Genomic DNA, 25,096 nt, shown 5'->3' on the forward strand with positions numbered 1-25,096 from the left:
ACGATTTATTTTTCAGTTCTTCTGAATTGCTCAGGAGTAACATTAGCCTGCTTTTTAAAGAAAGTCACAAAATAAGATACGTTTTCAAATCCGAGTTTATCGGCTATTTCGTTTATAGTATCCGTAGTATAGAGCAACAATCGCTGTGCTTCCAATACGATTTGCTTCCGGATCAGATCGCCGGCAGTGAGTCCTGTTTCTTCCTTACACATTTTATTCAGGTAATTCGGACTTACATTTAAGATTGCGGCATAGTCGGAAGGTAACTTCTTTTCTTTAAAATTCTGATCGATTAACTTTTGGAAAAGTTGTATCTTCTCTTGTCGGAGTGAATGTTCTTTTGGTGTTCCTAAAGGATTATAAAGTCGTTCCAACTCAAATAATAAAATATTCAGATACGAACGGAGCACCTTGCCCGTTTCCTTTCCTTTGGTTTTAAATTCGCTATCAACAAAAAGTTGTAATGTTTCCCAGCGCGCTATCTGAGTATCATTTAACCTGATATAAGGTAATGCTTCCCTTTCTAAAAAAGAAAAGTGATGCAGAATATTGTTATTGTAACGCAGGGAAAAAAAGTCTTCTGTAAAACAAATCAGCTTTCCTTTAGCTGCTTTATTAATGTTTATATTGCTGATGCAACGAGGTCTAACTACGATAACCTTTTGCGGTTCTAGCTTAATCTTTTGATTATCAATATAGATATCGCCTTCCGCCTGTTCAACACTGTAAATGGCAAAAAAATCCTGTTTGTGTGGACATTCCAATAGCGGAAACCGCTCCAGAATACCCGTCAGGTCCTCCATCCAGAAGCTAACAGCATTATCGCCGAATAAACCCATGTTACAAACAGTTAAATATCCGGTTTGCATAATGGTTTCATTTAAATTAAAAAATTTTAAACGGTATTTTAGGCGTTCTGCTTCGGAGGATGAAATACAGAATAAAGGTATTCTTCTGTAAAGAATTCCGGTCTGTACTGGGGATAATGTATGCAATAACTGTTATCGGTTACTTTATTGATCGTAAAATAAAAATCGTGGTAATAAAAGAGTTGAATTTCTTTTTCTTTTATATTAGGAAGCTTTTGTTCTTTTTTGTCATTTTCCCTAAGCTGTTTGGATAGATAACATTTACCATAACAAACCGGAATTTTATCAAACCGGTTGATACATATGTTCTCAGCAATATAGTCCTGATTTATATAAAAAGAAGTTATGATCCAAAAGTTACTCGTACTTTGAAACACAAATACAATAAGTAAAAAAAAGGTTGTAATCTTTTTCACTGCTTTATTTTTCTTTTAATAATAAGGCTATATCAGCGATTAATCGTTTTGTTTCCTGCGGATTAGTTCCGTCGTAAACACCACGGATATGTCGGTTACGATCTATTAATAGTAACCCGCCGCTATGTACATAGCCTCCCGGTTCTTTGGCATCGGGATAAGCTGTCATAAAATAACTTTCGGTTGCCATCTTATAGATGTTTTCCTTATTACCGGTTACAAAATGCCATTTACCGGTAATTCCTAGGTTTTCGGAATATGCTTTTAATCGCTTTATCGTATCCTGTTCGGGATCTATCGTATGCGATAAAAAAGCAACATCTGGATTGTTTTGATATTTGTGATAAACAGCAAGCATCTCAACGGTCATTTTAGGACAAATCGTAGGGCAAGACAAGAAAATAAAATCGGCGATATATATTTTACCATCAAATGTTTTATTCGTCACCGTTATACTATCCTGATCAATAAAAGTAAAATTCTTAATCTTCGGATAGAGGGTGTCTTGTCCTTTTACAACCGGATTCCCCAGAAAAGGTAATCTTTGTTGTCGGTTCGTACACGACAACAATACCAGTCCTAACAGTATGCTTCCTACTAATTTTTCCATTCGAAAATGATGATAAAATATTGTAAATATAGTTTTTAATTTTTTCTAAGATTGCATTGCTTTATTAAAACAGGAAAGACCAGGATAGGGGTTTTTCTATAGTACAATTTAAAGTAAGCTAGTACTGTCTCAGACTAATTATAGTTATCAGAATTTAATATTAATGATTTGTAAAACTGCCGTCACTTAACGTTTTCATAAATGAAATAAGATATCCTTTTTCTTGTTCGGTCAGCGGAATTCTTTTATCATTGTTTTTAAATACAGGATCTAAATTATCGGCATCTAAAACGCCATTATCAAAATAATCTAAAACATCTTTAAGTGTCGCGAATTGTCCAAAACTTCCATAAGGTGCGGTATATTCTACATTACGTAAAGACGGTACTCGAAAACTCATATATTCTTGCATATTCCCGGTAACTCTTGCTCTCCCTGCTTCATTCGAATTCGGGTTAATCGGAAATCCTATGTTTCGGAAACTTTGGTCGGTAAAGAGTTCTGTACTGTGACAACCGGAGCATTTTTGCTGAAAAACCAAATAGCCCTGTGTTTCACTTTCGGTAAAAGTAGCTCCTTCATTTCGCATTACTTTATCGTATTTACTGTTGGCAGAAATCAACGTGTATTCATACTGGGCAATACTTTTGTAAATTCGTTCGGGTGTAATATTTTCATCCCCGAATGTCTTTTGAAAAAGTGTTTTGTATGAAGTGTCATTTTGAATTTTACCAATGACTTCTAAAATAGAAGAATCCATTTCTTCATGTGTAATAATGGGTACAATGGGCTGATTTTCCAAACTTAGTTTGCTTCCATCCCAATTGTAAAATTTCATAAAAGCAAGATTTTGAACCGGCGGTGTATTGCGAAGCCCGATTCTTCCTTCAATTCCGATTGCCTGTATATTATTGTCGGCAAAGGCAGATGATTGCTTGTGACAACTTGCGCACGAAATAGTATTGTCTGCACTAAAGCGTTTTTCATTAAACAGTTTTTCTCCTAATTCAACTCCGTATTTTGTAGGTTTGTTGGTGTAAAATGAATTGTTCAGCTCCGGAAAACCAACGGGAATATTTAACGATAGTTCGGGATTATCATATGAAACCGGTTCGTAGTTGTCATTGCTACAAGACATTGACAAGAATAAAAGAGATGAAATTTTTAAAAAAACTTTCATCTTATATGAAGTATTTAACAGAGCCGCCTGTTTAAGACGGCTCTTTGTATCAATTAGTTTTCTACGGTACTCACAGAGAACATTCCTTTTAGATCGTTTGTTCCGTTACCACCTAAATTATCTACAAATTTTACCATCTGAACAGCTGTGTGAATATTAGGTGTAGCATTGTCACCCATTCCTGTTCCGGTTGATAATGTAATCGTATTAGTAGTTCCGCTTAATAGTTTATTAAAGTCGGCTTTTATTTTAATTTTAGGCGACTGATTGCCGACAACAGCGTTTACAGGCAGATCCAAAGTAATATTTCTGTAGGCATCAACACCTTGTGTGTAACTCCCTTCAGAACCTTCAACAGTACTTCCGGTGTGAATAGACATTTCTTTATTATCGGTACCATAAAATCCTTCAATTTTGGTAAAGCGATATCCCGTTCCCCATTCCCACATCATCTGAGTGTCATTGGCACCGGCAGTAGCATAGAAGTTAGGGAAGCTTACCTGATTTAAAGTATTCAGGTCACTTCTTACTCCCAGTCCGAATTTAATTTGTTTGTACTCTCCGCTAGGAATATTACTCATTACATAATTTAATGTTGAAGGATTGGCATGGTTAATAACGGTGGCTCCTTTATCCAAATCGTTTATGTTATATGGTACTTCAGTTCCATCTGCTTTTACCAGACGAATGTTGCTGATTACATATTTCAGTTCCGAAAAATGGTGAACCTGACCCGCATCAGATGTGTTTACAGTTGCCGCAGAAGATGTCGCTCCCCCTAAAACAATCTCGGTATCCCCAAAGGTGTTTTTGAATGATAGCGTTACGTTATTGGCTACTGGTGTTGCATCATCACTGCTGCACGATACAATTGCTAATGAAATAGCAGATAATAAAAGGTACTTTTTAAGATTTCTCATTTTTGAAAAATTTAGTTGTTACTATTAATTGATTTTATAATTAAAAATTGATTTTTAACGAGGTAAAAATATTGCGTCCCATTCTTGGGATATTCCCCCAGTCGGCATAAGTACTGTAATATTCATTTAAGACATTCTCGGCACCGATCTGAAATACAGTTTTGAAATTGTTGATATAAAAAGTATAATCAGCAGACAGGTTCCAAACCCTGTAAGAAGGTGTTTTGTCTTCTCCATATTCAGGACTGTAATTAATTTGTTCGAAATCACCGTTTAAAGCGGTCTGAAAACCGAAATTTTTATAATGATACTGTAATGAAGTCTGATAACTCAACGGGCGTATAAAAGGAAGGTTTCCTTCTTTATTATCTTTTCCGCGGGCATAGGTCAAGGTTCCTTTCCAATGCAGATGTTCCAGTATGTCGTATTGAGCGTTAAGTGAAAAATTAAACAAAGTAGCATAGTCAAGAGAAGTGTATCCTTTTACTCCAACTGATTGATAGTTCATAGGGCTACCCATACTTAAAATTCTTCCGATGATGTAATTCTGAATATAAAAATAGTTTGCTTTGGCTTTAAGGCTAAACTTTTCATCAGTGAAACCTGCCCCGGCATTGATTTCATACGAAATTTCATTTTTTAAATCAGGATTTCCTATATAATCGTAACGATCGAAACTGTTATAGATATAATAGCCGTAACCTTCTGAAACGGATGGCGCGCGATGACCATAACCACCTCCGACAGAAAAATTAAACTTTTTGACATCTATCGTATAACCGGCATAAAGACTGGGTAAAAAACGGGTTTTTTCCTGGGGAGCTCCAGGATGAAAAATCCAATTAAAATCCACATATTTGGAATGATTATAATTCATGCCTAAAGAACCGCCAAAATTGATCTGACTTTTTTCAGTAATCTCCAATGCATTGTTTATTGAAAGGCCTGCATAACGAGTAGTAACCCAAGGCCAGCTGTAGGCAAACATGGTTTGTTTACTTCGATTCTGCGGATACATTCGCATTTCGGCAATGGAAACATTATGATATGCATTCAGCTGAACTTCTGAAGAGTAGTTTTCTTTTTTTAGATTAATTTTAGAAACCAATCCATACGTTGTACTCCAGCCCGGCATATCCATATGCACCAGGTTTTCAGGTCGGGTGGTGTCGTCCATATAATGCTCGATGGCATTAAAATAGATTTTCGAATCCCAGACTCTTACCAATCCTTCTTTAAACAATTGCTTGTAGGCAACCGAAGTGATCAATGCTCTTGAAAGCCATAAATCCATCGGAAGTGCAGGATAACCTACATCTTTTGCCACATCAAAAATAGCATCAGCACGTAAAGAAGATAAAGTACTCGTTTTGTAAGCCAAACCTAAAGAAGTGTTGAACTTTTTGAATTGCGAATGTTTCACTTCATTGTTATTTCCATCAAAATAATTTTCAGCCTTTCGATAGGAAATACTTCCGTCTGCTACGAATTTATGACTTGCAAAAGAGACGTTTCCAAGGTTGAAAAACTGCTTATTGTTAAATTCAAAACCCGATTGATAAGCGCCTTTCCATTCTTGCTTTTCGCTAAATGCTGAATTTTTTCTTTTCAAATCGATGCTTCCCGCTACGGTTGAGCCGTGCATGCCACCTTCCTGACCTGATTTTATATCGATTGTCGATAGATTATTGCTCTCCACATAAGACGTAATCGGATCCATTTTGTCTGTACAAGCTCCGAAAACGTGCATTCCGTCAATAGTGATGACAGAACGTTCTGTACTCATATTGTTTAACAATGGTTCCCATGCATATGCGCCACGCTTAATAAAACTGATCTGATCGGAGGAAGCCAGAAATTGATCTACAGAAACTGCCATTTTCATTTCGGTTTCGATTTTCTTTTTCGCAGCGACAATAATTTCGACTTCTTTTAATTTGATTTCTTTTTCTCTAATGCTGTCCTTTTTTGCTTCAGTATTCTGGGCATTAACAAGCATTCCCCAAAAAAGCAATACGATTGTGATATATCTCATAGCATCAGAATAAAATGTCAATATAAAGTTCGCTTTTTACTCCTTCGATTCCCGGTGTGAAATCCGTCGGAACTTCTGTTCCTTTTATGACTTGTCCGTTTTGATTCTGCATAATAAAATTCAGTGTCCAGTTTCCGGTCATGGTGTAATTAACTACTCCGTAATACAACCCGTCTGTTTTCTGAGTTAAATCAACATTGTTAGGCGAGGAATGATTACCCATTGAGGGTTCCGGCATTCTCGGATCCAGTTTCAAAGTATAATTTTGAACTTCGGAATATGAAAACTGTGACGGATCAGGAAATGTTCCCGCAGGTCCTGTGGGCTGATTGTATTTATAAATTCCTGCTACCAATTCGTTTTCGGCTACTCTGGGTTTCTGAGGAGCTACCAATGCAATAAAATACTTTTCACCGTCATTTCCCGTAAAAGATGTCATATTCAGATTCATATTTGGTTGATTATGAACGGATATAAGGCGATTACCGGAATGTAACTGATTATTGTCGGTGAAACCAATGTAAAGGTCCCAGTTTTCCATTGGATTACTTATACTTGTAAATACGGCATATCCCGAATAATAATGACCGTCTTCGTTATAAATCAAATTATATCGGTGAGGACACGAAGTTTTATTGCCATCGGAATTGGTCAGTATGGGCAAGCAAGTGACATCCGAACTATTCAGTGTCTGATTGTTTTGAGTATTTATTATGGTTAAGCGAATTTCATTATATCCTTTATAAAAAGTCCCGTTTAAAGCCGCAATACTTATTTTGTAATTACCGCTATTTAAAGAAGTAACTTCTTTAAATTCAAAATATTCGGTAACATCCCGGTTGGTTTCCGCTTCAAAATCCGTTTTATCCAGCGTACATGAAGTTATAACTGCGAACAAGGCCGCAATTACACAAAAATTAAAAAATTTCATTTCAGGTAAATGTTTAATTTAAAACGATACGATATCGACTGGCAGTTTACATGAAATAAGCTGTTTTTAAAAAACGTTATGACGATGTAAAGCTACCGCTGATAAAATAGAGAATAGTGCTATCATCTGAATATAGACCATATCCATTCGTATATTGTTGAAAAACAATATCTGGCGCTATAATCCTATTGTAAAAATTAAACTACCGGAGGGCGAAATACAGAATCTGTCTCTAAATGAGAATAGGACAGATCATAATTTGAAGATATTTTTGATTTGTATTTGTAGAAAAGGGGACTAAAACCGAAATCCTCTTCGATATCTTTATAGAAAACAATACTTGTTTCTATTGAGATATGTTTCTTTTCGTTTCCTTTTTCAGGAGTATCGGATGCTTTAGCCATCTCTTTCGCTAAATGGCACTTTCCGTTACATTTAAGTTTTGGTTTGTCTTTGTTTTCACAAAGTTCGTTTTTGATATAGTCATAAAATACAATATACTCCAAAACCGGAATCACAGGTTTAAGAAGCATAAAAAGAGCTAATATGGCTATAGATTTTCTCACTAAAAGAGTTTAAATTTGAGGCAAAGTTAATTATTCCATTTTAGATAGAAATATTTTTATTTACAAAAGTAACTTGTTTTTTGTCAGTTTCTAATTTCGGATTGAATATACTCGATGGATTTATCAAATAGACAAAAAATAGACGCTTCGAATATAACAATGCTAAAATTGAGTCACTAGATATGCATTTAATCTGATAGCTTATCTCATTTCAAACTGACTACTCATTTCAGAGGAAAGATGTAGTTTATTACTCAATAGCTATTTAATAATAGTAAGTGTTCTTTATTGTTGGTTTCGATAGTCTCACAGTTAGTGAGACACTACCAGTTAAATTCAGGTTTATAATATTTCGGGCATTAAGGACAAAAATATCACCCGGAACTTTGATTAGGTTTCTTGATTTAGAGGTGTTTTCTTCATTTGGATCAATTATTTCAGTGCCATTTTGATCGTATTTTATTTCCTTTCTTTTATAACGGTGTGTGTCGATTAAATAAATTTTGTCCAATTGGGTGGTGTCCTCACTCATTAAATCATAATCGACGACATATCCGGTATAAAGTTCTTTTTTGTCTTCATTTACTGATAATAATATATCGGCATAGGTCATAAAAGTGTCCTGCTCAAAAGTCTTATTTTTCAAAGAATACCGGTGTGCTTCTTCAAATTTTTTCATATTTAAAACTTCACCACTAAAAACATAGTACCATTGATTTTGGAATCGAAATAGTTTGTATTTCATATCCCATTTTCGAATCCTTATAAGCCGGCTAAGTGCAAATCCAACAAGAGCTGAAAAAACAAAAACACATACAGTGTAAATGAAAAAAGTGGTTATGTCATTGTTGATAAAGTTTTGTGTCACCTGATCTGTGTCTTGAGTGTTATCAGAAGTAACATCTCTGAAGATGGTGAAAATATCTTAGAAACTGATTTCAAAACCCAATGTTGCAGCATAAATGGTAAAACATACCAATTGTATTACTATACCCGGAATAATGCTGAAAAAAATGGAATGGAGTACCGGATCTTTTGTGTTGAATTGTTTGGAGAATTCACCGTAAAAAAAGAAGCGTCTGAATAGAATGCCAGGGATCACAATAGCAATAAAAAAGGCTATAAATCCTAATGTTAGATTCATAGCCTATAGTATCGATTTTAATTCCGTTTGATCCCAATCGCCGGTATCGTGATATTTGTCGACAGCTTCTCTAAGCTTATTGGCTGTTTCCGGATTTTGAATTGCCTTTACTGCATCTTTAGAAATTACGGCTGTCTCGGTTTGCGAGGTTAACGATTTCAAACCGTTATATACAATTGCAGTAAGGGTTAATACACCAATTGCAGCAAGAATAGTGTCTAATGTTTTATTGTTTTCCATAATTCCAGTCAGCGTCTTGTACTACAAAAGTAGTTGTTTTAGACAGCAATTTATGTTTTTGAACTATTAATATTTTCATAATGCACCCAAATATTGGAGTGAAATGATACCATAATTTACGAAAAATAGAACTGAAAAACGAATGGTATAAGTAAAAAGATATCTTTTTATAAATATTGAATATCTGTATAAAGTCAAAATGTTTAATTAGCTATGATGTCGATTGTAATCGAAATTATTGAAATCGGGTAAGATTTTCCTTTTTAAAAAGCTGAATTTGATTGTAATCGGTAATTTTTAAAAGATCCAATAGTGACAGATAACCTAGTTTCCCGTCATTGCAGTAGCGTATAAAATGCTCTTTATCCTGGATGATTTGATTTTCTGTATTTTGTTGAAAATGAATAGGAATAATGGTTCCATCAGTCAAATATAAGTGTAATAAATTGTCAACACCATTCGAGTATTTTCCATCGAAATCGCCTCTCGAAAAAGCAACGCGACCTTTATAATCGTAAGTGTTTTCCAGGCTTATTTTTTTTATTTTGTCCAGCGCATAAAAGGTGTCATCTATTTGTATACCGTCGTGAAGGAACTCCAAAGAGGATGTCAATTCACCTTTTAAAGTTTTGTATTTATTAAATTTAAAAATACCGATGATTATTGATGTAAAAAAAACAAGTAATTGAACATACAGCAGAGTGTGCATCCATAAGCTGTCATCAAAACCTAAAGCCAGACTAATTACTACCGGGGTAAAACAAATCACCGAGCCGCCATAGAAAATAGTATTTGGAGTGATGTATATTTTTTTTGTTTTTCGAAGGACTTTATAGGTCATGGTTTGAATGCTAAAAAACGTGTTTTATAAAATTTACGACTTCGGTACCGGATATACAAAATCGGAATGCTTCCAGCGTATAGGAACTCCCGATTTCCAAATTTTCGATCGTATTATTTTGGTTTTTTGAGTACCAAAAAATCAGTTGCGGTAACTTCAATTGGTGTTTTAAATTCAATCCAATGTTCCCGGTTGTCGGTTTCACCATCATCCATAATTCTATACGACGAATAGCCATTATTCATAAAAGGAAGTTCGATCCATTCGTAATCCGACAAACGCCCCAAATTTTGTTTTTCGATAGTCTCGAGCCAGTTTAGAGCGGTATCAATCTCTTTCTTTTGCTTTAAAATGGCTGCTTTGTTGGCATTGCCTTCCCGTAATTGTGCTACCAATTGGACTTGTTTTTCTTTTAATATTTGTATCGCGTAATTCATAAAGGTCTTATTTGTTGCTAATTTGAAATAAATGAAAATAGGATTGGGACATTCAAATGCCACGGATTTTATAAAATCTACTTCTTCGGTACCGGATATACAAAATCAGGAATGTTATTTCGTAAATCCTGATTAGGATCGGCAATTTCATCGTCCGGATAGCCAATAAACGGACTTCTTTTTCCAAAACCAAAATACCATTCTTCAGTTTTGATCAACCTGTATTCAGATAGAAAACCGGCTTCATTTTTTTCGGTAGCAGCCGACTTTCGATTCGCCCAAAATAAGGTATAATCGCCTAAAGCGCTTTCCACATGAAATTGCGCATTTTCAAAATCGATATTCCGGAGAATGTGTTCCATTTTTAGGATAAAATCATTCCAGTCGGAGGTGTCCAATCCGAAATACTTATAGGTCGCGGCAAATCCAAATAGCATATTTTCATAATAATACGGAACTTCATAGTCGCCAAAACTAAACATATTGGTGTTGATAAACGGGTAAGTGTTGTCTTTTCTCAAAGTTTTGATAAAATCGACCGACTTGTGATAATCCCGATCAATTTTAATATAGCCGTAAATTGAAGTATATTCCATTTTTAGGATTTTGTTGTTGTAGTATTTCGAAAGATAGGTTGTTACAAGTACAATTTTAAAAAATAATTCCGTTCAACATGTCGAAGAACGGAATTAATAAGGCATCCTTTTCGGATTTCTTTAAACAACTTTTATTTTTCGGGGCAATTAGTCGCCTTTGCTCGCTGAAACAATGCTTTCGATCAATTCATCTAACGGCTCGATTTTTTCAGTTTCCCCATTTTCTTCATATTTGACACGCAGCGGACGTAAAATATTTAGGAATTTGTCGAAAATATGTTCCTGAATAATTGGGGAATCGACTACTTTGTAGATACTGCGCAACATCCAGATACGATTGTATTCCGTACGCGACATCACGACATAAAAACCTTGTGCCATTTCGACCGACCAATCGCGCAATTCCGTCAGAATTGCTGCCGCACCGAATTGACCGGAAGAAATAGTACCAAAAAAGGTCTCGATTTCTTCGAATAATTTGGTAGATTCATCATCATTTTGTTGTTGGAAAAATTCTTTAAGCGATTGTGCCGCAGTTTGCGCATTGATATACACGTTTCCGGAAGCGTATAAAAAACCGGAAAGGTCGATTTCGCCCTGGTAAATCCCATCGATAAATATCGCCAGTCCTCGCAAATGATGTCCGATGTCATCGTGAGACAGATAGTCGCCATAACCTGGCAATACGTCCATAAAACGTTCGAGTGTACTGTCCCAATCTTCGAATGCCGCCCAGTTCTCGATCAGGAAAACGGCGCAGGTGCGTTCGATGATTTCGTGGTCCAGATCAGCACTGGTGATCGAATTGTTACGGTAGCTGTCGAGGAAAAGATCGATTCCGTTAATATAACCCAGATACGAATCACTTTTAAGTAATTGCAGTATTTGTTCTCTCATATTTATTCTTTTGTTTTTTTGACGATTTCTTCCATTAAAGCGCGTTGTAGTTGCTCTTTCGGTAGTGCTTTCGGAATAGCAAACAATCCGTAGATAACATTACCGTACTTTTTGCTACTCGGGAAATCTTCTTCAAGGTCGATTATGGTACGTATCGTATACGCTTCTTCGATTAGAAAGGGTAAATCGCCTTCATAGACCTTAGCAATACGAATCCCATTGCTTTTTGTACCCATCGCATTGGCCATGTGCTCGGCGATTGCATTGCCTTCGTACAAACTGTTCATGTTAACCAATACAAAATATTTGTCTACTGCCAAATCGAAACGCATCAGTTCGTAATTCGATTCATCCGGTTTTGGAAGTACAATTTTGTAGTCGGACGCTTTAACTAAACTGTCGTTCGTATCCCAAACCGATACTTTATAATTTCCAGCCGGAACTTGTTTGATAAGAAATTCACCGGGTTTGATTTTGTCGTTGATAGTGTAAGCATTCTCCAACTTCCCGTCGGGCATTATCTGTTCAAAGGTTACGGATCGCAATTCGGTTCCCGTATTCATAAATTTAACCGCCTGAGTGGGGCCGGTTGGTCCATTTTGAATGTAATAAATGGCATAGGCGATGGCTATTAGAGCGATAAACGCTACGCAGCCGATTTTAAAGAATTTTTTCATAGTTTTCGAAGTAAATCACGTTCCCATTTTGCATCAATGGGCGTATTAAAATGTTGTTGTGTAATATAAGTGTTTGTGGTGTAACCGATGACATCCGAGTCACCTGAAACGAGCTCCCATCGGTCGTAATCGGTTTGCTTTGGCGTAAAGCGTGCGATTATTTTTGGTTCGCCGTTGATTTGTGCCAGCACGAAACAATCGTCCAGCGTCATTTCTTTTGGATTGGCGGCAGACAGATAACAGACCCAGATTTCCTCGTAATGCTGATGGTCGTATTGTACGATTTCATACAGGTGACGCGGTTTGGGTTGTTCGTTTTCCGAGGTCTGAACGTTTTTCCATTCGAAATTGATTTTGCTGTAGTAACTCCTTGTTAAATCGGTCATCGCATGTAATTGACGTATCTTGGAAGTGTCATTAGCGTACAATGCATCGGCCTCGATGCGGATAAAATCGGCTAAAAACGTCTTAGTGCGATCCATTTTTTCGAGCCTGTCATTTTTGTGATACTCGTAAAAAGCCCATTGATCTCTAAGTACTTCGTGTAAGACGTTCCAACCTTGTCTTTTCGATAAGTCGATCGCATATTGCCATGACGCTTCTACGAGGTCCAGACGTTTTGCATGACCCGCCCAATAGGCTGTCGACACCAAGGCATTCCAGCAGGCTTCGGGATCGTTAAGTTCCTGATCGAAACGCTTTGCGGCCATCAAATGGTTCTCTCCTGCGTATTGATTGCCTTCGATCAGGGTCGTGGCTTCATACAACGGATGGTTGGCTACAGCATCCGGCAAAAAGCCTTCGTGTTCGAGAGCTGAATTAATGGAGAGACTCACGTGCCACATCATGTCCTTAGAGTTACCGTAGTAGTACTGGTATTTCTTAAAAGGCATTGTGTCGCAGTCCAATCCGTGTGGCATACAGGCATACTTCCATAAATGCGAATACCGTTTTTCCATTTGGGTCTTGTTTTTAGGTTCCAGATCGTAAGCACGTTGCGTCAGTACACTACGTACGTAGGCATTCCAGATACCATAATCTTCCTCCTGGAATTCGGGCAGGAATTTCTTGTTGTCAATTAACTGAGCAAAAAGATCAAACGCTTTTTTGTGTTCGGGCGTGTCGTAGTAATGATTCCAAAAATCACAGAAAAAAGAATCCTGGTTCTTTTTTGCTTTTTTAAAACGCTCCTGGTTTTTCTCATCCAACAGATAGGACTTGAGAAAATCGAGGTCGCCTTCGCCCAAATAATCAAAAAGCAGCTTTGACTGATTGATTGCAGCATCCAGATCCGATTTCAAGGCTTTGATCTTGGTAGCGTTTTCCATCAAACTCAGGTATAGCATTGGAATCAACGCTTTTAGGTTTGGTGCTCGGGTGACGGCTGTTGGAGTAGCATAGCCTAAACCGATATAAACACCCACCACAGGAGCATCCTTCAAAGATGTCATGCGAGGTGAAAGCAATGCCGTTAGGGTCTCGCGGGAGGTTGATCCGAATACAAAAGGAGCCACAAACCAAAATCCGTTCTCAAAGACACGCATTTGTTCGAGGGCGCTTTCTTTTCCGTTGAATACAAGTTTTAGTGCCTTTTTTGTATCCTGACCTTCATAAAGGCGGTTTAAATCGGCCTGTAGGCTATTAAGTGCTTTCATTTTAAGTCGATTGGTGAAATTGCCGTATTAAACGCGTCTTAGGCGAATAGAACAGGTTGTAAGAACCATAGACTCTACTGTCGTAAAGTGTGGCAATGTACTGCATTAGCTCACCGTTTTCATCTTTAAAGATGTCGAGCGTATAATCGGTTTTGCGCACATGGTCTTTTTCGTAGGTGGTTTGGTCCCAAATGGGTTCTCCGCCCATGTAAAGGCTTTTACGTGTTACCGATTTGTCGACTTCGAAATAAGTTGGTTCGTCTTCGTATCCGTGAAAATTATCCGACATTTCATCGGCACACCATTCGATAAACTCTTCGTCGAAATTGGCGATTGGCGTTTCACTATACGATACAATTTCGTATTTATTGTCGGCGGTAAGTCTAAAATCGGCATAATCCAGAAAAACCGGTGTTACGATAAAATGAAATATCAGATCCGCGAATTCGGGTTTAATAACATTCCCCGGAATACTGTATTGTGGTAACAGAATTTCCTGATCGAAATGTTTGGGTTCGGCCAGAACGTCTGCCGGTTTTGGAAAAGAGACAATTACTTTGCTCGGATCCTCCGGTTTGTCAATTTGTCTAAGCCCGATAGGTTTTGATCTGGCCATTATTTTGCTTTTGTTTTTTTAGGGGTTAGCAGTTTCGCGATCTCGTCGTCATTCCAGTGTTCGGCTACTTCTTTTGCAGTGATTCCCGGAGGAAGTGGTCCCAGCTGGTTTGTACTTCCAATTGTGGTATCAAGACCGGCTTTTACCAGGATTTTTGCCATTTCGGTAGGTCCTCCGGTATCGGCAAGATAATGTCCGGCTGTCCATCCGTTTCCATCCAATTGGTTGATGTCGACACCTTCGTTAAGTTTAAGAAAAGTCTTCAAACCGTCGACACGTTTACTGCGCGCAACGTAATGTAAAGGCGCAATTCCCTGTTCGTTTTTAACGTCAAAAGAAGCTCCTTTTTTGGCCAATAGCTTGATTGCTTCCGGTTCACCGGCAGAGCAAGCCATGATCATTGGAGTATTGCCATTGTTACCGCGAATGTTAACATCCGCACCTTTTTTGATAAGATCTTTGGCAAGATAGATACATCCTACGTAGTTGCGATGCTCGGTTGGTCCCCAGGAATATCCGGAGATGTCGTACTGATCCATAAGCGAAAGCACACGTCCTTTTTCATTTTCACCGCCATTGTACGGTTTTATATAACGGAAACAGCCGTTTTCGATCAGGTACTTTACATAAACACCGGAATTAGTTCCTTCCGATTCCCAATGTTCGACTTTGGCTTGTCCCAAACGCATCAAAACATTAAGTAAAGGCGAAAATCCGTATTCGTCCAAGGTGTTTACATCTGCACCCGCCCTGTCAATAAGGCGCCATCCAAACGCATAATTACCGAGCGAAGCGGCTACGTTTAACGGCGTTTTCTGTTCGTGATCTCTGGTTTCGAGTAGGGCTCTTTTGACATCCGATATTTGGATTAGTTCGTAGAAGTCGTTTGCCGCAGCCACGTGAAGAATCGTTCCCTGACTGGAAGTTACCACGTCGATTTTAGCCCCGTGTGCAATCAGATCCTGAACGATGTCTATATGTTTGTAGGCGGTGGCCAGGTGGATCGGATAAAACGATTGGTTATCCGCCACATTTGGGTTGGCTCCGTTTTGCAACAAAAGTTGTACGATTTCACGATGACCGTAGGCTGCCGCACAATGTAAAGCGCCCGAATTAGGCCCCATAGCACTGGCATCGGCACCTTTGGCAAGCATTTGTTTTACCGTTTCAATATCGCCGGCTTCCGCAGCGATTACAAGTTCTTGGTTAATATCCATGTTTTGTTATTTGGTTGGTTGTTGAATCACCTCCGACAGCAATGCCTCCGGAGGTTCTAAAAAGTAAACTGTATTTTTAAATTATTAGGCTACCGTTGCAGTTGTAAGTCGCGATGGCTACCAAAAGCAAGAATCTCTTGTTTTTCATAGTATTGATTTATGGTTGGTTTTACTCGTTTCGTATCCATTTTTAAAATGGATACGGAAATAGTTACACGAATGGTGTAGCACTATAGTTCATAGAAAAAGACACCTCTGAAAACGGATCGCCGCCTTCATTATATTTAATGAAATTTAAGATTTCGTCTTTTTCGTTTCCCGATAGGGGATTATCGGAAATTTCTCTCGAAAATACAATTAAAAATTAATTCGACAAATAGTTGTGTGTAAAATCACTGTTAAATTTCACATATATGTGTTTTTTTGAACGTAGTAGCTGTTTTACAGAAATGCCTGACTGTGAATGTAAAACGCTTAAAAGAAAATAGAAGTGCTTTACTATTTATTCTATTCTTGAGTCATGAATCGGTCTATTCTTTTATTTTTTCAAAAACAAATCCTAGATCGCTAACCTGTGTTTCAAAGCGATTTCCGTCATATCCATAAATCGGACTTTTATATAAAAATTTAAAACCATCTTCCTCTAAACGATGATGGTGAATATAGCCATCCTGTATGTTGATATAGGTTTCCCGAACGGTAATTTCTCCTTCCTTTCTTGTATCATAATCCATAACCTTAGCCAGACAACTAAAGCGGAGGAAATTGTTCTTATGGCGACTCACAATAAGATGTATCGTATCGCCAAGTGGCATAAAATTGGTCATATTGTAATTAATCCGTAATTGTCCGGTTTCCTTAGTGGATAGCCATTCCCCCATAAGTTGGTCCGGATGGATATCGGATACTTTGTAAAAAAAGCCTTGTTGTAAAGCCGTATACACTGCTTCGAAAAGTATTTTTAATTCATTTCCTTTTTGAGGGTCGTTAAAAATCAGGTTGTTTATTATGAACGTTTGGACTGTGGTCCTTTCATATTGGGCGAATCCTGCCAGTGCTGCTATATTTTTTGTGGTTTGATTGTTGGTTAGCTCTTTTTCAGTAAGAATCTTATGTAGAATAGCAGCAAAAGCCTCTGTATTTTGATCATTCAAAAAACGGTCCAGGTCAAAGCCATCATTTTTGATGCCTCCGCCTCCGATTTTATAAGTTCCGAAAAATTCCTTTTCCAATTGTGTGCATTCGTTGTAAAATTGCCATCTGAACTCATTTTCCGACATCAGATACAGCTTCATCAGCGTAATCAATCGGGCGCTTGTAAAGTATAATTGCGATTTAAAAGTAATGTATTCCAAGGTTATTTTTTTAAGTTATTTTTTAATGCCACCATTGTCGGATCCGTAGCATCGAAACCGGCTAATAATAGGAAGCGGTTTTAGTTTATTTGATCCGCATATTCCGTAGCAGAAAGTATAAAATCGGCATCCGATAGGTTTAAGTTGATCAGAAGACCATCAATTGCCGTTTCATAATACGTTCCATTTTCCCATTTTTTAAAAGTGGATGGATCGTTTTTTATCTGTTGAAACGCTCGTTCGAGAATACTATGTAAAGCCGTTACGTCCGAATACTGTTCTTTAATGGATTGCAATTGTCGCATATAAGTAAGCAGATAGGTAGTGCTGGTATCGGCCAAATCGACTCCGTGGATCGTATCAGTACATTTTGATAGTTCCGGAAAAGAAAGCACCGAAAACAAATCGACACCCCATTCGACGTAATCACCGGGATCATTTTTGGTGATTAAAGTTTCTAATTCGGAAATGATATCGGTGATAACATCCAGGTCCAGTTCACTCAGGTGCCCGATTTCGGAATAAGAATCCGGAGTGATTCCTATAGTAATGTCCCGTTTTGAATGGGGAAATTTTTTGCCAACTACAATACTTTTGATCGTATTCATTCGCTATGACTTTTTGCGATAACTAATATAGTAATATTGTATTGATATTCAGAGGTGATAAAAAAATGTAACATTAAAAAGAGTTAGCGTGAAATTGCGGACGCTTTTAGTCGATCTCCTTAATGATGCCGTCTTTTACCGATTCTATAGCGATGGCAAACGGATCATGATGATCAATTATCCATTGTCCGCTTTTAAAAACAAAGGAGATATAGGGACCTAAGATTACATTTTGCCGGATAAACAAATTATCACCTTCTTGTGGCGAATAGTCAAAATCAAAACAGTTTTCGCAATTTAGGTTTAAAGCAATCCATTCGGCATCCAGACCGTTTCCAATGGAATCACTAGGCATAATATAATGACCGAGCATCGCACAGTCTTTATACGCTTCCACAAAACGGAATAGTCTCCAGATATACCGTAACGGAATACCATCGTTTTTTTTGTTTCGAACCGGAATAAGTTGATCACCGGATTTTTTATAGAATTCCTGTTCCCGGAATTTGATGGTTTCCGGTTCACAGCTACATAATTTGATACCTTTTGTAAAGTCGCACATATATACCTATAATTTACTTTTCGTTTTTCCGGCATTTTACCAAAAAGAACGGGAAATTTTCCGGAACCGTCGTGATGTCGATTAAACCAAATGGGTCAAACTCCCGGTGAACCGATTCCAGATCATAGAAAAACAGCTTCACACCTTCGATTATTTCATAACGATCCGGCCCGAGGTGTTTTCCGGTTCCATAGGTAGCGGCTTCTTTGGTGATCATCGTAAAAATCATATAGCCACCTTCTTCCAATTGATTGTAGCAATCACGGATTAGTTTTTTTCGTTCTTCCTCATCTAAAAGGTGGATGAGCGCATAGCAAAATATACCATCATACTTTTGATGATCAAATGGCATGTCGGTTACCGAACCATGAAAAATTTTTAGCGTATCACCATAATGTTTCCGGGCCATTTCGATAGCCGTTTTTGAAATTTCAATTCCGGTTACGGTCATTCCGTTTTCCCTGAAAAGCTGTGCATTCCGACCATAACCGATTCCGGGAACAAGAATGTTTTTTAGGGTCTGGGACACAAAGAAATCGTTTGTCATCACGGTAGATTGCGCGGGCGTAAAACCCCACATTTCTTTTTTATCAACAAAACTGGCTTCCCAGAATTCGGGTTTTTCCATAAATAATAATTTTAAGAATGCTCCTTTATAATAGACCAGATATGTCCATCTTTATTGATCCGGATCGTATTAACATAAGGAGTTTTGAAAAAAGATTCCATTATAATCTGATCTTCTTCATCTGCAAAACAGTACAAAACAGCATGTGTTAGCAGGCATTTTTTATAATCATTATAGAAATAGAGCGTATTATCGCTTGCATTGCTATCCATAACACCGTTTAAAAACTGAACGCGTTGTTGATAGGCGTAAGCGTTGTTATCCCAACGTTCGAATTTTTCGAAGAGATTTTCGTCTAACAAAAAATAATCCCGATCGATAAAAAAAGACTTGCTTTTTACAGCATCATCCAGAAGCTGAACAATATTCCGGGAATACAGAATACATCCTTTTTGATTCTCAAAATAGTCAATCCGAATGTCATTTTCCCTATCGGTTTCCAGTAGGAGCTGTTCGCAAATGGTAACGACTTTTTTAAAAACAGCCATTTTGTGCTCACTGATTTCAAAGTCTTCCGTAAACGAAAACCGTTGGAATATCCCGTCTTTAGCAGAAAAACCACCGGCGTAATTATTAATAAAACCCAGAAGGTAAAAAATTTTAAGATTCATAAGTGGGTGGATAGTCAGATTTAGTTTCCATTATTTGTTGCATGATTTGAGCTTAATAGTGCGGTTTGTCATCGCCGTTACGCTACGAATGCAAGATACTACTTTTGTTGTTTTTCAATCCCGTTTACAGTGTTTAATGATCAAATTATGCTCATAAAAAACCAAAACAAAACGTTCATTAAGTTGGAAAGAAAGATCATTTTTTAGTCAATTCAAAAAAGGGGGGCTAATTTTCTGTTCCAAACACCCTTCCAGCCGTTTTAAAAATAAAACGGATTATAATGCTTCCTCCATTAATAGTTTTTCAATTTTCGAAGAAATAGTCGAAACCGTAAACATTGCCGTGTTTTTCAGACACATCACTGCTCTCCTGTTATGTAAATTGTTTCAATTGATTTTTCGATTCAATACGATTTCACTTATGGGAAAAAAAATTACGTTGTTCATTATTCTATCCGCCTTATTGTCTGCTATTCCGGTCTTATCACAAACGCCTCTTGTTGGAAGTGCCACCGAAGTGGGTGTCACCGAAGGAAAACTAACGGTTTCGGCATCCGGAGCCGCAAACTATACAATACCACTTTATTTACCTCCTGGAATTAATGAAACTGTGCCTAAAATCGGTATCAGCTATAATAGTCAGTCAGGTGTTGGAATGCTGGGATACGGATGGAATCTTACCGGTTTGTCCTCGATTACAAGGGTGCCATCTACTAAATTCCATAATGATAAGATTGAAATTATTAATTATAATCTTTCGGATAACTATGCATTAGACGGTCAGCGGCTGTTACTAAAAAGCGGTGTGCATGGTAGGGATGGAGCCGTCTATGAAACGGAAAATTATTCGAATACCAAGGTTACACTCGTTGGCGGTATTGAAGGAGCGCCGGATCGGGGTCCGGATTATTTTATTGTAGAATATGCCGATGGCTCCAAAGCCTATTATGGTTATATACACGGGAATACTTCCAATTCCAGATCGCAAACGGAATATTCCATTACCTATTGGGAAAACCCTCAGGGATTGCGAATCAATTATTATTATACCAATTGGATTTCCAATACGACAGTCCTGAATAGTATTAAGTACGGATCGGCAGGTACAGATATGCCTATAAATGAGGTTTTTTTTTATTTATAAAAACAGATTGAAGCCGGAAGAATTTCATATTGCCGGACTTCAGAAAATCAATGATAAAATTATAAGTGAAATTCAGGTTAAAGGAAATGGAGTAGTCCTACGCAATTATGTTTTTGAGCATACTATAAGCGCTCTGGGACATGAAAAACTGGTCAGTATACAGGAAAAAACAGGAGATAACACAAAGAGCTATCCTAAAACGGTTTTTCAGTATGTTGCTAATTTAACCACTTTCCCGAAGCAAATTGAATTTGTAAAAACCATTCAAACCACTATTCCTTTTGCTGATATCAAGCGAACTATAACCGGAGATTTTGATGGTGACGGGGAGATGGAAATACTTACAGGAAGTGCTGATGTCAGGAATCAATCTATCGGAATTTATAAATTAAATCCGTCAGATGAGGCTGTTAATCTGCTTACTCAAACCACTCCTGTAACAATCGGCACCGTTTTTTCCACTGTAAATTTTCTGGATAGTAGTTTTAAAAAGAAGAACCGGCAAGGCTGGTGCACGGTTGAAGGAGGATATGATGCGGTAGTTAAAGTATATTCATACAATAGCAGTACCGGTGGTGTCGATTTAGAATATCAGAAAAACTTTACGTCTATTATTCCGGAGTATAACACTAATGATATGTACTCGCCTTACGGTTATTTTTCGCTTCCGGGCGATTTTAATGGCGATGGATTAACGGACTTGCTGTTTCTTAAGAACAATGGCGACGGAACATTGGCAACCCAGTTGGTTGATTTAGACAGAAGGATAGCGTCTGATTTGACCTATAATTCCGGGACATTAAGAATTGGAAATGTGACAGGTACTCATGCTAATGGGATGCCGATTGTAAAAGGAAGCTACCGATTTAAAACAGGCGATTTTGATGGTGATGGTAAAACCGATCTGATTATTTTCAGAGGAGATCCGTATAACGTGATGGATATTTATTCGTTACGGAATACTGTTTTTGTAAAAATGTACAGTTGGACGACCAATATGCCGGGATATCTGGGAAGTCCATTTACTATGACAGGGCATTCGGTAAGTGGTAACCGGATGTTTCCAATTACGATAGGTGATTACAATGGTGATGGTAAGAGCGATATATTTTTTCCGGCATTGGGAAAAGTGTTAATGGCTACAGGCGGAATGCAATTTATAGCGGAATTATTGCCTTCCTATACCGGACCGGAATCGTATAAAGAGCAGTTTTTGGCACTAGATTTTAATAATGACGGAAAAGACGACATCTTAAAGCTTTCTCCAATATTGGTAAAAGAACCAGGCAGCATTTCCTATACGATCTGGACGGATAACCAAGGTGCGCATCAATGTTGTCCGGTTCAGAATTATTACAAATTTCATGGACTTAAAATAGAGCATTATTTCAGAACGGGTGCTACTTCGGTTTCGTTACCTTGGGGGCATCAGTCCTTTCAGCGAATGATGCATGCACGTGGTATTCCTTATGCCGAGATGAACAGGTTTGATAAAAAGCTGGTGGCACTTTTAACCCGAAAAAGTAAGACGGACGGTAGCAAAACTGAAATCGCACTATTGGGAGGCGATCTAAGCAACAAAATTTCGTTTTTCTCCAACAAAAGCTTTTTGGATGACGAATACCTGCTTAAAAGTATCCATACTAACGGTACCACCCAATCGATTAGCTATGCCAATTTAAAACCGGGAAACGGCGTATATTTTGCCGGGAACGACATCGAAATATTTCCAAATTATACAATTAATACTGCTGAAAAATTTAAAGTCGTTTCGAAAATACAAAAAAGCGGACCGGCATATCATAAAATTCAGGAATACCGTTACCAGGGTGCTGTAGCTCATGCAGAAGGACTTGGATTCTTTGGATTCCAGTCGGTCTTGAAAACAAATTGGTATGACGATCCGTCCAAAATCATCTCCTATATAACGAAGTTCGATATGAATAAAAGAGGAGCCGTAATTCAGGATTTTTCGGTTCCCGGACTGGTTTCACCTAGTTTAACCCTGGCTGCTACCGATTTCTTTATCAGCAAAAGTAATACGCTATATAACAACGAAGATAGCTATGATGAAGAGCCGGTACTCTCCAATAAGGTATACAAACTAAGAAAAACACGGGTTACAAATTGTAACGGACTAACCGGAGTTAACAGTGAAACGACAACGGTTTATAATGCCACAGGGAGTCCCGCTAAGGTAACTACCAAGGTTAAAAACGGGACCACGCTCGAACGGACTACGGTAGAAGACTATAGATATGACCCGCTAATAACGGCTCCTTATATGATAGACCGGCCAAGGAGTAAAAGTACTACCGTGACCCTGGCGGGGAATGATGCGGTGCAAAGCGAAGAGGAGTATTTTTATGAAAAGAACCTGTTAAAACAGCTAAGACGAAAAGGTCATAATACCGGATATATAACCGAAAATAACGAATACGATCACTATGGCAATCTAATCCAAAAAACACTGTCGGCCACAGGAATGGCACCCAGGGTTAATAAATGGGAATATGACACACCAACACATCGTTTTGTAAGCAAGAAGACGGATATTTTGGGAAATCAAACCACCTATACCTATGATGCCAGTAACGGTTTAATGCTAACAGAAACCATAAGCAACGGTACTAACCCGATGACTACTACTTATGTCTATGACAAATGGGGGAAAACGATCAAGAAAACCAATTATCTGGGGAAAAGTGACAAGTATACGTATGCGAAAACGCCTGACAAAGGAGTCCTTAAAACCACTATAGGGGATGATGGTAGTCGTAGTACCAGTCAGATTGACGCTTATGGAAGGGAAGTGCGAAAAGGAACAAAAACCATCAACGGTATATGGTCGTATATCGATTTGAGGTACGATATTGAGGACAGGCTTATCTCCGAAAGCCACCCTTATTTTAGCAATGAGCAAGCTACGGTATGGAATGAAATGCAGTATGATCGATATGGCAGACTTATTCAGGCCGTTTCATTAAAAACAGCAAATACTCAGGGTAAAGTTGTAAATTATAGTTATTCAGGCTTAATAACAATTGAAAACGACGGTATAAAGTCCAAACAAAGTGTATACAATGCATTGGGTCAGCTTATTTCGTTAACGGAAAGACCGGGCGGAACCATTACCTATAGTTATTATGCAAACGGTAATCTGAAAGAGTCGGTTTACGAAGGAGGAAGAATCAAATTGGCGTATGATGGCTGGGGTAACAAAACAAAACTGGAAGACCCCTCAGCCGGAATTTACAGGTACCAATACAATGCATTTGGTGAACTCACCAAAGAGATAACCCCAAAAGGAACTTTTTCCGTGATTAGAGATGATGTCGGTCGAGTTATTTCGGTAAAAGAAGCCGAAACAGGAACGGTTTTGCATGGTACAAAATATTATTACAATAATGATAATACGTTTTACAAATCGGTACGTGAGGAAATTTTAGCCGGTAATGCAACCAACGAATTGTATTATGAATACGATACCTATAAAAGAGTTAAAAAAATAAGTCAGATAACCCCTTATGCAACTTTTAAGAAAGAATTTGCCTACGACGCATTCGGAAGAATAGGAAAAGAAAAGTACACCGCAACTTCGTTAACCAATAATAAAACCAGTAGCAGGGCATTTGCCTATTATTATTTGGCAGGGCAGCACACCCAAATAGTTGACGACGTAACTAAAAACCCGGTTTGGAACGCCCATACAGTTGATGCAAGCGGGCAGTTGACCAGTGAAAGCAGCGGTTTCTGGATCACTAGAAATAGTACCTATGATCCATATGGTTTTCCGAAAGAAGCGGTAACAACCCGTATGGTTACGAATCCGAATACCGGGCCTTTTGTACCAGTTGATGTGTCCGAAGACGTATTGCGTTTAAAAACAACATTCGAAACACAAAGACAAAACTTAATCAGTAAAAGCAACAGCCTGTTTAACACCTATGAACCGTTTGAATACGACAATCAGGATCGTCTGGTAAAATGGAATAAAGAGCTTATAACGCTCCACAGTGACGATTTTCGTTCGGGAACCGGTGAATTCGGAACACAATTCGGAGCCATCCCAACAAATGAGAACGGCCAGCTAAAAGTAACCGCAACACAAGGCTATGCCGGTGTTAAAAAGACATTGCTAACGCAGGCTAAAGTAGGCAACCGATTAGCCCTAAAAGTTAAGGTAGACATAGGAACTACCAACAAAGTTCGTGTATTGGTAGTGGAATACGATCCGGATAGTGGATTGGGTCATGAATCGTTTAAAGGGTATGCTCAAAATGGTGTTCTTGAATTCGAGCATACGGTTACGTAATATCCTTATATCACTTTAAATATCGA

General features: G+C 38.0%; 25 protein-coding genes. 2 read left to right on the forward strand and 23 right to left on the reverse strand.

Going from position 1 to position 25,096, the window contains the following annotated elements:
• Positions 1–5: 5 nt before the first annotated feature.
• The 23 genes from E6C50_RS14305 to E6C50_RS14415 all read right to left on the reverse strand — a co-directional run bounded on the left by E6C50_RS14305 (position 6) and on the right by E6C50_RS14415 (position 19,611).
• Positions 6–839 (reverse strand): helix-turn-helix domain-containing protein, encoded by an 834-nt coding sequence (locus tag E6C50_RS14305; RefSeq protein WP_168732832.1) that lies wholly within the window; start codon positions 837–839, stop codon positions 6–8.
• A 450-nt stretch (positions 840–1,289) separates the two neighbouring features.
• Positions 1,290–1,895, reverse strand: a complete 606-nt coding sequence (locus E6C50_RS14310) for an SCO family protein (protein ID WP_136403915.1) — start codon at positions 1,893–1,895, stop codon at positions 1,290–1,292.
• 160 nt (positions 1,896–2,055) lie between these two features.
• On the reverse strand, positions 2,056–3,075 hold the full coding sequence (locus tag E6C50_RS14315) for a cytochrome-c peroxidase (RefSeq protein WP_136403916.1): 1,020 nt from the start codon (positions 3,073–3,075) through the stop codon (positions 2,056–2,058).
• A gap of 53 nt (positions 3,076–3,128) precedes the next feature.
• Complete coding sequence (locus E6C50_RS14320; protein ID WP_136403917.1) at positions 3,129–3,995, reverse strand: MbnP family protein; 867 nt, start codon at positions 3,993–3,995, stop codon at positions 3,129–3,131.
• Positions 3,996–4,035: 40 nt separating this feature from the next.
• A complete protein-coding gene (locus E6C50_RS14325) occupies positions 4,036–6,030 on the reverse strand; it encodes a TonB-dependent receptor plug domain-containing protein (protein WP_136403918.1) in 1,995 nt (664 codons plus the stop codon).
• A gap of 4 nt (positions 6,031–6,034) precedes the next feature.
• Positions 6,035–6,961, reverse strand: coding sequence for a hypothetical protein (locus E6C50_RS14330; protein WP_136403919.1), 927 nt, complete (start codon positions 6,959–6,961; stop codon positions 6,035–6,037).
• Between the two features lie 197 nt (positions 6,962–7,158).
• Positions 7,159–7,494: a hypothetical protein gene (locus tag E6C50_RS14335; protein ID WP_136403920.1), complete on the reverse strand. Its 336-nt coding sequence runs from the start codon at positions 7,492–7,494 to the stop codon at positions 7,159–7,161.
• Between the two features lie 298 nt (positions 7,495–7,792).
• Complete coding sequence (locus E6C50_RS14340) at positions 7,793–8,272, reverse strand: hypothetical protein (RefSeq protein WP_136403921.1); 480 nt, start codon at positions 8,270–8,272, stop codon at positions 7,793–7,795.
• Between the two features lie 180 nt (positions 8,273–8,452).
• Complete coding sequence (locus E6C50_RS14345; RefSeq protein WP_136403922.1) at positions 8,453–8,671, reverse strand: hypothetical protein; 219 nt, start codon at positions 8,669–8,671, stop codon at positions 8,453–8,455.
• 3 nt (positions 8,672–8,674) lie between these two features.
• A complete protein-coding gene (locus E6C50_RS14350) occupies positions 8,675–8,911 on the reverse strand; it encodes a hypothetical protein (protein ID WP_136403923.1) in 237 nt (78 codons plus the stop codon).
• 235 nt (positions 8,912–9,146) lie between these two features.
• Complete coding sequence (locus E6C50_RS14355) at positions 9,147–9,752, reverse strand: hypothetical protein (RefSeq protein WP_136403924.1); 606 nt, start codon at positions 9,750–9,752, stop codon at positions 9,147–9,149.
• A gap of 113 nt (positions 9,753–9,865) precedes the next feature.
• Positions 9,866–10,189: a hypothetical protein gene (locus E6C50_RS14360; protein WP_136403925.1), complete on the reverse strand. Its 324-nt coding sequence runs from the start codon at positions 10,187–10,189 to the stop codon at positions 9,866–9,868.
• Positions 10,190–10,266: 77 nt separating this feature from the next.
• Positions 10,267–10,785, reverse strand: a complete 519-nt coding sequence (locus E6C50_RS14365) for a hypothetical protein (RefSeq protein WP_136403926.1) — start codon at positions 10,783–10,785, stop codon at positions 10,267–10,269.
• 147 nt (positions 10,786–10,932) lie between these two features.
• A complete protein-coding gene (locus tag E6C50_RS14370) occupies positions 10,933–11,682 on the reverse strand; it encodes a hypothetical protein (protein WP_136403927.1) in 750 nt (249 codons plus the stop codon).
• A gap of 2 nt (positions 11,683–11,684) precedes the next feature.
• The gene (locus E6C50_RS14375; protein ID WP_136403928.1) at positions 11,685–12,359 is read right to left on the reverse strand and encodes a hypothetical protein; all 675 of its coding nucleotides are present in this window, start codon (positions 12,357–12,359) and stop codon (positions 11,685–11,687) included.
• Positions 12,356–14,014, reverse strand: a complete 1,659-nt coding sequence (locus tag E6C50_RS14380; protein ID WP_136403929.1) for a hypothetical protein — start codon at positions 14,012–14,014, stop codon at positions 12,356–12,358. Before E6C50_RS14380 ends, E6C50_RS14375 begins: the two co-directional genes overlap by 4 nt.
• Before the next feature lies 1 nt (position 14,015).
• Positions 14,016–14,630, reverse strand: coding sequence for a hypothetical protein (locus tag E6C50_RS14385; RefSeq protein ID WP_136403930.1), 615 nt, complete (start codon positions 14,628–14,630; stop codon positions 14,016–14,018).
• A complete protein-coding gene (locus tag E6C50_RS14390) occupies positions 14,630–15,847 on the reverse strand; it encodes an ankyrin repeat domain-containing protein (protein ID WP_136403931.1) in 1,218 nt (405 codons plus the stop codon). Before E6C50_RS14390 ends, E6C50_RS14385 begins: the two co-directional genes overlap by 1 nt.
• 530 nt (positions 15,848–16,377) lie before the next feature.
• Positions 16,378–17,202 (reverse strand): hypothetical protein, encoded by an 825-nt coding sequence (locus E6C50_RS14395; protein ID WP_136403932.1) that lies wholly within the window; start codon positions 17,200–17,202, stop codon positions 16,378–16,380.
• Positions 17,203–17,282: 80 nt separating this feature from the next.
• On the reverse strand, positions 17,283–17,810 hold the full coding sequence (locus E6C50_RS14400; RefSeq protein WP_136403933.1) for a hypothetical protein: 528 nt from the start codon (positions 17,808–17,810) through the stop codon (positions 17,283–17,285).
• A 106-nt stretch (positions 17,811–17,916) separates the two neighbouring features.
• Positions 17,917–18,372 carry a hypothetical protein gene (locus E6C50_RS14405; RefSeq protein WP_136403934.1) on the reverse strand — a complete coding sequence of 152 codons (456 nt, stop codon included), beginning with the start codon at positions 18,370–18,372 and terminating at the stop codon, positions 17,917–17,919.
• Positions 18,373–18,385: 13 nt separating this feature from the next.
• The gene (locus tag E6C50_RS14410; RefSeq protein WP_136403935.1) at positions 18,386–19,000 is read right to left on the reverse strand and encodes a class I SAM-dependent methyltransferase; all 615 of its coding nucleotides are present in this window, start codon (positions 18,998–19,000) and stop codon (positions 18,386–18,388) included.
• A gap of 11 nt (positions 19,001–19,011) precedes the next feature.
• On the reverse strand, positions 19,012–19,611 hold the full coding sequence (locus E6C50_RS14415) for a hypothetical protein (protein ID WP_136403936.1): 600 nt from the start codon (positions 19,609–19,611) through the stop codon (positions 19,012–19,014).
• Between the two features lie 421 nt (positions 19,612–20,032).
• Between E6C50_RS14415 and E6C50_RS14420 the strand changes: the two genes are divergently transcribed.
• Positions 20,033–20,755, forward strand: a complete 723-nt coding sequence (locus E6C50_RS14420; RefSeq protein WP_136403937.1) for a SpvB/TcaC N-terminal domain-containing protein — start codon at positions 20,033–20,035, stop codon at positions 20,753–20,755.
• Positions 20,733–25,070, forward strand: coding sequence for an FG-GAP-like repeat-containing protein (locus E6C50_RS14425; protein WP_136403938.1), 4,338 nt, complete (start codon positions 20,733–20,735; stop codon positions 25,068–25,070). Before E6C50_RS14420 ends, E6C50_RS14425 begins: the two co-directional genes overlap by 23 nt.
• Positions 25,071–25,096: the final 26 nt, after the last annotated feature.

Origin of the sequence: Flavobacterium supellecticarium (assembly GCF_004801375.1) — a bacterium.
Taxonomy (GTDB): Bacteria; Bacteroidota; Bacteroidia; order Flavobacteriales; family Flavobacteriaceae; genus Flavobacterium; species Flavobacterium supellecticarium.